Here is a 9,456-nt window from a genome sequence, read left to right as displayed (position 1 = left end):
TCAGCCAGGGGGCGATGGAGTGTATTCTGTTGTCCGTCACTCATGGAGAAGTAAATCCGTGGGCCGTGGTAGTCCGGTTGGGCGGTTTGTTGTAACAAAGTTTGCATTATTCTGGGAGATAGTTGATTTTCTCTAAGATTGACAACGCTATCAGAACTGAGGCCAAGTATGCTTTCCGGAATTGCCGTGATCCGGTTCTGATTAAGCCAGAATATTCTTATAATATGATCATCTCTTTCTGGAAAATCTGGTATTACTTCCAAAGCATTTCTGGCTGCATCAAGTAATTCCAATGACATTGGTAACCTCGGAAGTACAGACAGGTGATTGTCACTTACATTAATATATTCTAGTGACGCAGGTAATTCAGGAAGTGCGAACAAATGGTTATCACTCACATTTATATATTCCAGCGACACTGGTAATTCAGGAAGTGCAGATAATTGATTACTGCTTGCATTCAGCTCTTTCAATGCCCTTGGTAGCTCGGGGAGCATTGATAGTTGGTTATTGCTTACATTAATTTCATCAAGATTGTCAGGCAATCGTGGTAGAGATCTGAGACCTAAACAAGATAAGTCCAACGATGTTTCACTGTTCTCCAGACATAATTGGAGCCGGGTAAAAGCAGTTTCCCTGTTTTCTCCGGAAATGCTGTTTTTAGTCCATTCAACCCATTCGGAGAGATAATTATTGTGAACATTGTCGATTGATGTAGTTCTGTAAAAAGAGACGTTTCCAGTGGATAGGGGGGGATTATTTACAGGAAGCATAATAACCTCGCAGAAGGATATCCTGATAAAATGTGATACTGGGGAATAATAAGCTGAAATAAAATGTTTCAGGATTGAAATTTATTGTTTTCATTTTAAGGAAGTGATGTTGATTTAACTGTAAAAAAACGATACTATTTTCTTAGATGGTAAATGTCTCGCCTGTGCTATATTTTGTTTTTCGGTTAGTTAAATATCGTACGTTCATATTTGAACGTTCTGCCGGAATGCATTATCAATAGAGGTAAAGTCGCAACCCCAAATCGTAAAGGAAACCGTAGCACGTCTTAAGCAAGAACGTGCTGCGGTTGGATGCTATTTTTTCCCTGAAGCGGAAAACATTACTACAGTACCTTGAACCTTGGTTTTAACATTCTCGAAATGCTCTGAGAGTATATGTGTTAAGCCTTCTTCGGAATCTTTTGTGTTTGAAAAGATGCCTTTCTGATTGTAAATGCGCATCAGTTTTTGACCGAAGCTATTGTGCACAACTCCATCGCCAAGAATTGTGGCTCCGTATAGAGTTCCATCATCAGTTAAGGCCTGCGCCGCATTGCGTATTACACAGCTTTTTGTAGATATATTTCCAGGCAGGCAGTGAAGAAGGTAAAACATGGAAATGGAATCAAATTGACCATGTAACGCCGCAGGATAAGGTTCAAAAACATCATGGCTAATTTTATGTTTAATTTTTGATTCCCCAGCCCTTGTAGATGCCGCGTTCAGGCTAGCTTCGTTCAAATCCATTAAAGATATCAGACTACTCTCAGGTACGTGAGTAAGGTAAAACCCAGTTCCAACACCAATATCCAGATGGTTGTTACCTAAATGTTCCAGAAAGTGTGGAAGAAGGTGTTCCTTTGTAGGACATCCCCATGCAAGCCGATTTGATACTCCCAAAACCCACCAGTCATAAAGCTTTAGGGTAAGTGGTGTGTAAATTTTAGCCCCATCATCTGTGTTTTTTTTCATTAATTTCACCATATTATAGTTTTATTTGTGAATTAAATCAATTATGGCGATGAATTACAAGGGGTTAAATGCTGCCGCAGCATAGCGATATTGAAATAGCCTGGTATGCTTCGATACAGCAGGAGCCGAATGGCTGGAAGACCGTCACCACACAGTTCTACATCCAGGGATTCAGTGAGCATATTGCGCCACTTCAGGATGCTGTAGATCTGGAGATCGCAACGGAGGAAGAAAACTCGTTGCTGGAAGCCTGGAAGAAGTATCGGGTGTTGCTGAACCGTGTTGATACATCAACTGCACCTGATATTGAGTGGCCGGAAGAACCAGACACAATGTAAGCGAAAAAGAAAAACCGCAGACACGACGTATGCAGGACGTGCTGCGGTTGGCTGGTAAACTTTCGATAGTGCGAGTATTGAATGATTTCCAGCCGTTACCGATTTTATATAACTGCAGTGGAATTATTCAACACACAGGCAAAACGGAATAAGCTGAGAAAAAAGCGTGCTTTCCCAATCTGGGGCAAATCACGTCTGAATGACACCTGAAAACAGGTGGTGGACTCAAGAAGGCTTGGAATATTCTTCTTTAATGTTATGTAATTCATTGATTTTTCGTGTACGATTTTAAGACATTTTTTCCAAGAAAAATTTTTAACTCTTTGATTTTTCGACTCTGTATCATCGGTCTCGAAAACCGGAGTAGGGGCAACTCTACCGGGGGTTCAAATCCCCCTCTCTCCGCCATTTTATCAATGACTTATCTCCCGACTTCCCGCCTTGCTTTTCCTAAACAGAACAATCGTAGAATATTCTTGAAGGGTTAGATCGTCACTGTTTTCTGTTCGATACTGTGACATTCAGCGCTTGATTCGCTATGGAGCTGACAGGAAGGTTTCGAGCGAAAATCTACAGTTATTCAGTCGTTTTCTTATCGGTCACCATTATTCTTTTAGACATTGATCCTATGAAACTGCCGCAAAGTTGCTGGCGGGAACTGAAGTTGCGTAGAGAAGGGGTCAATAATTGAGCCAAAAAAGGAACGCGGCCGTCAGATTAAAGCCGCGGGACAAAGTCCATAATTTCCAAGAGTTGTTGAATTTCCCAGCTTTTTTGAAAGCCTTTGTATCATACTAACAAGTAAAAAAGGTTTAAACACCAAAATTAACCTATATTTCTGGTTAGCTTTACCATGACAGATGACTTGCTCCTGGAAACATTTGCGCTGCCAGTCTGTATGGCTGAGTTGTGTATTTATTGTTAGCCTTTTTCTCAGTTTTTTTCTACAGACATAATAAAAAAGACACGACTCAAGTATGAGCGTGTCTGAGTTTGTCTTACTTATTTGTCTTGGTAAATTATTGTTGTTACTACCAGGCACTGTTCTGTTAAATAACTGAAGTCAGCGCAAAAAAATCAATGAGACATCATCTCCTCGACCACTTCTTCGCTACTCAACTGATAGGGATAATACGTTGGCCAGTTTTCCATTTCATTCAATAAAGATTGCTGGGAATCATTACCCATAAAAATGTGAAAATGAGATGATTTTCGTGGTGCAATTATATGATCGCTAAATTGTATATATTTAGGGGCTTTGCTTTCAGGATCTTTACATTCGAATAAGTAACGAACGCCTTTCTTGCCTGATTTATAGGTGAGTATTTTGTATCCATCGTAATCATATTTACAGGATGTTGTTTCATTATTTCTATGGAATTCGACAATGCCGTCCTCAATGCCAATCATTTCGATATCTGTCGGATAACCTTTGCGATAATAATCTTTAATTTCAGCAAATGTTTTGGTTTTATCTGCATCCGCTTTCTTCTGAAAGACGGGATCAAGTTTGCCACTTTGCAGTAAAGGGTAAACGGATTGCCAGACTCCATCCCAGTCACTGAGCGTTCGGTTTTGTACATTGGTATCATCAAAAACACCATTAGCAGCTTTTTGTTCGACCTCTGTTAAGGGTTTGCCATGAGAATGATGACCATGCGAAAAGGCAGGAGCGCTAACAATAAAGACACCTAAAGCAACAGCCAGTTTATGAAGACGAATCGCCAAAACAATTTCCTCCAGAGTTAATGTACATTATGTGTAATGTTATATTGTAACATATGAAAAAATGCAACAACTCATTAGGAAATGAGAGCATGGTATTCTCAGGTGTATTGAACTATCTTATTGAAATAAAATAAATTATTCTGGTGATGAAAGGTTGATGACAAACGAAACATAACTTGATGCGATCTGTGTGGGCCGGATAGGGCGCTCGCGCCGCATCCGGCCGGGATAACGCGAAGTTTGTCGGCAATATGAAGTTATAGAGATAATTTGTTGTGGGCCTGCTTGCGTAACCGGTTGAAAAGGGAAAGCAACTTCTTATACCGTAAGGCTAAAAGCAGTACAGCCAGCCCGGCGTAGATGAGTGGCTGCGGTGAAATAATCTTCACTGACCACAGATAATGTATTGGGGCCAGGATCGCGACAAGATAGACGAAGTTATGCAACTGTTGCCAGTGTTTGCCGAGTTTTCGCTGCATCGACTGGGTTGAAGTGAACGCTAAAGCAAGCAAAATAACCCAGCTGATAATTCCTAACGTTAAATAAGGCCGGGTAATTAACTCCTTACCTAATAACGCCAGATTATTCACGCCCAACTCCAGCAATGCGTAACTGGTTAAATGCAGTGTCGCCCAGGCAAAGCACCATAAGCCTAACAGGCGGCGAGTGCGTATCAATAACGGCTGTTTTGCGTAGCGTGCCAGAGGTGTGATTAACAAGGCCGCAAGCAAAAATTTCAGTGCAGTGCGACCGGTAAAATGCTGAATATCTTTCACCGGATCGGCACCCAGTCCACCGTGATTGATCGCCCAGACCAGCCAGAGAAACGGCAACAATCCGGCAAGATGCAGGCAAACTTTCAGCCATATCACTTGTTTTGCTGTCAGACGCATTTAGAAATTCTCCCGCAAATCCAGGCCACGATACAGCGATGCCACCTGGTCGGCGTAACCATTAAACAGTAGTGTTGGCTGGCGCTGAACATCGAGAATGCCGCCTGAACCAATAAATCGTTCGGTAGCCTGTGACCAGCGCGGGTGATCAACATGCGGATTAACGTTGGCGTAAAAACCGTATTCGTCAGGCGCTGCCAGATTCCAGGTGGTTGGCGGACGCTCGCGGGTCAGCTTAATACTGACGATCGATTTAATCCCTTTAAAGCCATATTTCCACGGCACAATCAGTCGCACCGGCGCGCCATTTTGCGGTGGTAACGCCTTGCCATAAACACCTACGGTCATCAGTGTGAGCGGATGCATTGCTTCGTCGAGACGCAATCCTTCGACATAAGGATATTTCAGCCCGCCGCCGATAAAGCGGTCCTGCTGGCCAGGCATCTGTTCCGGCGCATAAATCGTTTCGAAAGCGACATACTTCGCATTGCTGGTGGGTTCGGCAAGCGCCAGCAATTTGTGTAGCGGAAAACCAATCCACGGCACCACCATCGACCACGCTTCCACGCAGCGCATACGATAAATACGCTCTTCCAGCGGGAAGCGACGGGTTAAATCATCATGATCGAGGGTCAATGGTTTTGCCACTTCGCCGCTGATTTTCAGTGTCCATGGATCGGTTTTCAGGCTACCAGCATTAGCCGCGGGATCGTCTTTATCCAGCCCGAATTCATAGAAGTTGTTATAACCGGAGACTTTATCTGCTGGCGTCAGTGGCAGGTTATTTTGCTAGGCGGCAGGCTTGCTGAACTCCAGCGGTTTTCCGGCGGGGGCGGGCGGACGATCGTTCCCTTTAAACCAGCTAAGCAGATCGGCATGCGCAGCGTGAGGCAAAGAAAATGCAGCTGCGCTGATGCCCAGTGCTTTTAACACCTGCCGACGCTTCATAAAGAATACCGACTCGGCCGTAACATCTGATTCTTTTAAAAATTGCTTCTTTTTCATAAGCCATCACACTTTTTTGTCGTTAACCAACAAGAGCTGTTTACTGTTAATCTGTCAGGGAGTCACCTCCCTAACAGTAGCAGAGATCAGCTTTTACATATTTACGCATTAACTGCCACGATAGGTTGAATACCCATATTGGCTGAGTAACAAAGGCACATGATAATGCTCGTTCACTTTATTAATATGAAATTCAACGGGAATCTCAGGGAAGAAACTTTCAAGATTTTGTTTCTTGAAATAGTCCCCGGTTTTAAATACGACACGGTAATCGCCAGTAGTCGCAGTTTGCTCGGGCCACAGTGCCTTAATTCGTCCATCCTTATCTGTTTTGGCGGTATTAAGTTGTAACCAGCCGTTATCCGCTTTCTTTTCAAGAGTGACTGTCACGTCGGCAGCGGGTTTTCCTGTTTGCTGGTTCAAAATGTGCACGCTAAGAATGTTTTGTTGTGCGGCATAAACCAAAGAAGGTAATGAAAAGGCTGCCGTTGCTACCGAGAGTACTAAATAACGCTTTAACATGTTTATATCCTTGTCATGTGAATGAGTTTTGAGGATAGCGAAAAAACGTCCAGGGTAACCTTACAGCAGCATTACAATTTTGTAATGAACCAGGTTGTTTCTATAACATATGATTTATGGCATATTATTTTCATGAAGATTCTACTTATTGAAGATAATCAAAGGACCCAGGAATGGGTAACGCAGGGGCTTTCCGAAGCGGGTTATGTCATTGATGCCGTTTCTGATGGCAGAGATGGGCTTTATCTTGCGCTGAAGGATGATTATGCATTGATCATTCTGGATATTATGCTTCCGGGTATGGATGGCTGGCAGATCTTACAAACGTTAAGAACGGCAAAGCAAACCCCTGTTATTTGCCTTACTGCAAGGGATTCTGTCGATGACAGAGTCAGAGGGTTGGACAGTGGGGCAAATGATTATCTGGTAAAACCTTTTTCATTTTCTGAGTTGCTAGCAAGGGTTCGGGCACAATTAAGGCAACATCACGCTCTGAATTCAACATTAGAAATCAGTGGCTTAAAAATGGACTCTGTCAGTCAAAGTGTCAGCAGGGACAATATCAGTATTACACTGACGCGCAAGGAGTTTCAGTTACTTTGGCTACTGGCCTCCAGAGCTGGCGAGATTATACCCAGAACGGTTATTGCGAGTGAAATTTGGGGAATCAACTTTGATAGTGATACCAATACGGTGGATGTCGCCATTCGCAGGCTCCGCGCAAAAGTTGATGATCCTTTTCCTGAAAAGCTAATCGCCACAATCCGGGGGATGGGCTATTCATTCGTAGCGGTAAAAAAATAATGAAAAGATTATCTATAACCGTCCGTTTAACCTTGCTTTTTATATTTCTGCAGTCTGTTGCTGGCGCTGGAATTGTATGGACTCTCTATAATGGCCTGGCAAGTGAGTTGAAATGGCGCGATGATACAACACTCATTAACCGGACAGCGCAGATCAAGCAGTTGTTAATTGATGGGGTAAATCCAGATACGTTACCTGTGTACTTTAACCGGATGATGGATGTTAGTCAGGATATTTTGATCATTCATAGTGATGGCATCAATAAAATTGTTAACCGGACAAATGTCAGTGATGACATGTTAAATAACATACCTGCTAGTGAGACAATCAGCGCAGCAGGCATTTACAGAAGCATTATTAATGATACAGAGATAGATGCTTTACGAATTAACATTGATGAAGTTTCGCCATCATTAACGGTTACTGTGGCTAAATTGGCTTCAGCCAGACATAATATGCTTGAACAGTATAAAATTAATAGCATTATAATTTGCATTGTCGCCATTATACTGTGCTCAGTATTAAGTCCGTTGTTAATCAGGACGGGGTTGCGAGAGATCAAAAAGTTGAGTGGCGTAACGGAAGCGCTGAATTATAACGATAGCCGAGTGCCGGTTGAGGTTAACGCATTACCGAGAGAACTAAAACCTCTTGGGCAGGCGTTGAATAAAATGCATCATGCTTTAGTCAAAGATTTTGAGCGCCTTAGTCAATTTGCTGACGATCTCGCTCATGAACTTAGAACGCCAATTAATGCATTACTGGGTCAGAATCAGGTTACGCTCAGTCAAATCAGAAGTATCGCTGAATATCAAAAAACAATTGCCGGAAACATTGAAGAGCTGGAAAATATTTCGCGGTTAACAGAGAATATACTGTTTCTTGCCAGGGCAGACAAAAACAATGTTTTGGTGAAACTGGATTCGCTTTCTCTCAATAAGGAAGTTGAAAATCTTTTGGACTATCTTGAATATCTTTCAGACGAGAAAGAGATTTGCTTTAAGGTCAAGTGCAATCAACAAATCTTTGCGGATAAAATTTTACTGCAACGAATGTTATCGAATCTTATTGTTAACGCCATTCGATATTCACCAGAAAAATCGCGTATTCATATAACCAGTTTTCTTGATGCCAACGGCTCTCTTAATATTGATATCGCCAGTCCTGGAACGAAAATTAATGAGCCTGAAAAACTCTTCCGTAGATTTTGGCGGGGAGATAATTCGCGTCATTCCGTAGGTCAGGGACTTGGCCTTTCTTTAGTCAAAGCGATTGCCGAATTACATGGAGGAAGTGCTACGTATCACTATCTCAGTAAGCATAACGTGTTCCGAATTACGTTACCGCAAAGAAATTAACATCGGGCTTCAGTACGCCATAAGTTAACCGTGAAAAAACGCAGCCACGTCGTGAGTATTAACGTGGCTGCGATTGATTATGCGCTTACATCACAATGTAACAGGGATTAACTCGCGTAAGCTGCCAGCATTTCCTGCGCCGCCAGTTTACCCAACGCATTCGCTGCAAAAGGACTGTCGCCGGTGAGACGTTTACGGTCCTTATGTACTCGCCCGGTGATGTCGTCATTAATGATGTTCATGCCCATTTTCTTCAACTCTTCGCCGAAGTACCAGGTGAGATGACCCGGCATATAGCCAATATCTGGCGTTTGTTTGTCTGCGGCGTCTGGGAATGCGCAAATAGAATAACCATTCAGTGGGTTATCGCTGTGGCGAAGTGCCAGAAAAGCCGCCGGACCGTGGCAAAGGGAGATAACAAAACGGTCATTTTTGATTGCCCACTGTAAAGCGGCAGCCACGTCCTGGCTTTCTGGTAAACCAATAAGTGCGCCATGCCCACCAGGAACAAAGATTGCTGCATATTCGCTATCAGCGTTGAGGCTGGCGACAACATCCGCGAGTTTCTTCGGATTACGGAATAACGATTTATGCTGTTCAAAGAATGGCATTACTTTTTCATCTTTGTGCGGCATAGCCCAGTATTCAAACTTGGTCATCAGACCGGAAATGGTCGCCACTTCGAATTCGAAACCTGCAGCATGGAGATGATACAACGGCAGCAACGTTTCAATCGGATGGTTACCGGTCGAGAACAGTTTTCCGTTATCGGTCGGCAAATAACGTTCGTCCGCGGCGATCACCAGAATTTTATGTTTACCGCGATACGGTTTTGGATAGTCCACGCCATCAAGATCAGAGACGGGACTCGTATATTGGCTAAGCGAATATTCTGAAGGGAAGAACGCATTATCTTCAGCAATATCGACCTGCGGGTTTTTACTTGTTTGAACAGTCATAGTGTATTCCTTATTGTTGCTTAGTTAGGGGGTAATGACTCCAACTTACTGATAGTGTTTTATGTTCAGATAATGCCCGATGACCTTGTCATGCAGCTCCACCG

General features: G+C 43.1%; 10 protein-coding genes and 1 pseudogene. 3 read left to right on the top strand and 8 right to left on the bottom strand.

Features of this window, described 5'->3' with window-relative positions; genetic code table 11:
• Both ABZJ92_RS19095 and ABZJ92_RS19090 read right to left on the bottom strand, forming a co-directional pair.
• On the bottom strand, positions 1-773 hold a 773-nt coding region (locus ABZJ92_RS19095; protein ID WP_025731841.1), incomplete at its 3' end, for a leucine-rich repeat domain-containing protein.
• Positions 774-1,088: 315 nt separating this feature from the next.
• Positions 1,089-1,757 (bottom strand): class I SAM-dependent methyltransferase, encoded by a 669-nt coding sequence (locus ABZJ92_RS19090; protein WP_000239881.1) that lies wholly within the window; start codon positions 1,755-1,757, stop codon positions 1,089-1,091.
• 56 nt (positions 1,758-1,813) lie between these two features.
• Between ABZJ92_RS19090 and ABZJ92_RS19085 the strand changes: the two genes are divergently transcribed.
• Positions 1,814-2,083 (top strand): tail fiber assembly protein, encoded by a 270-nt coding sequence (locus ABZJ92_RS19085; protein ID WP_000937511.1) that lies wholly within the window; start codon positions 1,814-1,816, stop codon positions 2,081-2,083.
• A 1,077-nt stretch (positions 2,084-3,160) separates the two neighbouring features.
• Here ABZJ92_RS19085 and zinT read toward each other — a convergent pair.
• The 4 genes and pseudogenes from zinT to hiuH form a co-directional block, all read right to left on the bottom strand.
• A complete protein-coding gene (gene zinT / locus ABZJ92_RS19080; RefSeq protein ID WP_001007781.1) occupies positions 3,161-3,811 on the bottom strand; it encodes a metal-binding protein ZinT in 651 nt (216 codons plus the stop codon).
• Between the two features lie 257 nt (positions 3,812-4,068).
• On the bottom strand, positions 4,069-4,704 hold the full coding sequence (msrQ, locus tag ABZJ92_RS19075) for a protein-methionine-sulfoxide reductase heme-binding subunit MsrQ (RefSeq protein ID WP_001240061.1): 636 nt from the start codon (positions 4,702-4,704) through the stop codon (positions 4,069-4,071).
• Positions 4,705-5,709 (bottom strand): annotated as a pseudogene (gene msrP, locus ABZJ92_RS19070) (protein-methionine-sulfoxide reductase catalytic subunit MsrP).
• Positions 5,710-5,817: 108 nt separating this feature from the next.
• Positions 5,818-6,231: a hydroxyisourate hydrolase gene (gene hiuH / locus ABZJ92_RS19065; RefSeq protein WP_000920127.1), complete on the bottom strand. Its 414-nt coding sequence runs from the start codon at positions 6,229-6,231 to the stop codon at positions 5,818-5,820.
• Positions 6,232-6,363: 132 nt separating this feature from the next.
• On the opposite strand from hiuH, the gene hprR reads away from it, so the two are divergent.
• A complete protein-coding gene (hprR, locus tag ABZJ92_RS19060; protein WP_001347103.1) occupies positions 6,364-7,035 on the top strand; it encodes a response regulator transcription factor HprR in 672 nt (223 codons plus the stop codon).
• Positions 7,035-8,393, top strand: coding sequence for a two-component system sensor histidine kinase HprS (gene hprS, locus ABZJ92_RS19055; protein WP_000826714.1), 1,359 nt, complete (start codon positions 7,035-7,037; stop codon positions 8,391-8,393). Before hprR ends, hprS begins: the two co-directional genes overlap by 1 nt.
• 107 nt (positions 8,394-8,500) lie before the next feature.
• Here the strand turns inward: hprS and hchA are convergent, their stop codons facing one another.
• Entirely contained in the window at positions 8,501-9,352 is an 852-nt protein-coding gene (gene hchA / locus ABZJ92_RS19050) for a glyoxalase III HchA (RefSeq protein ID WP_000218218.1), read from the bottom strand.
• Positions 9,353-9,397: 45 nt separating this feature from the next.
• Positions 9,398-9,454 (bottom strand): IS1 family transposase, encoded by a 57-nt coding sequence (locus ABZJ92_RS19045; protein ID WP_003032489.1) that lies wholly within the window; start codon positions 9,452-9,454, stop codon positions 9,398-9,400.
• Between the last annotated feature and the right edge of the window lie 2 nt (positions 9,455-9,456).

This window comes from Shigella sp. FJ200513, assembly GCF_040495915.1.
Taxonomy (GTDB): domain Bacteria; phylum Pseudomonadota; class Gammaproteobacteria; order Enterobacterales; family Enterobacteriaceae; genus ECMA0423.
This window is presented reverse-complemented; position numbering and strand designations above follow the sequence as displayed.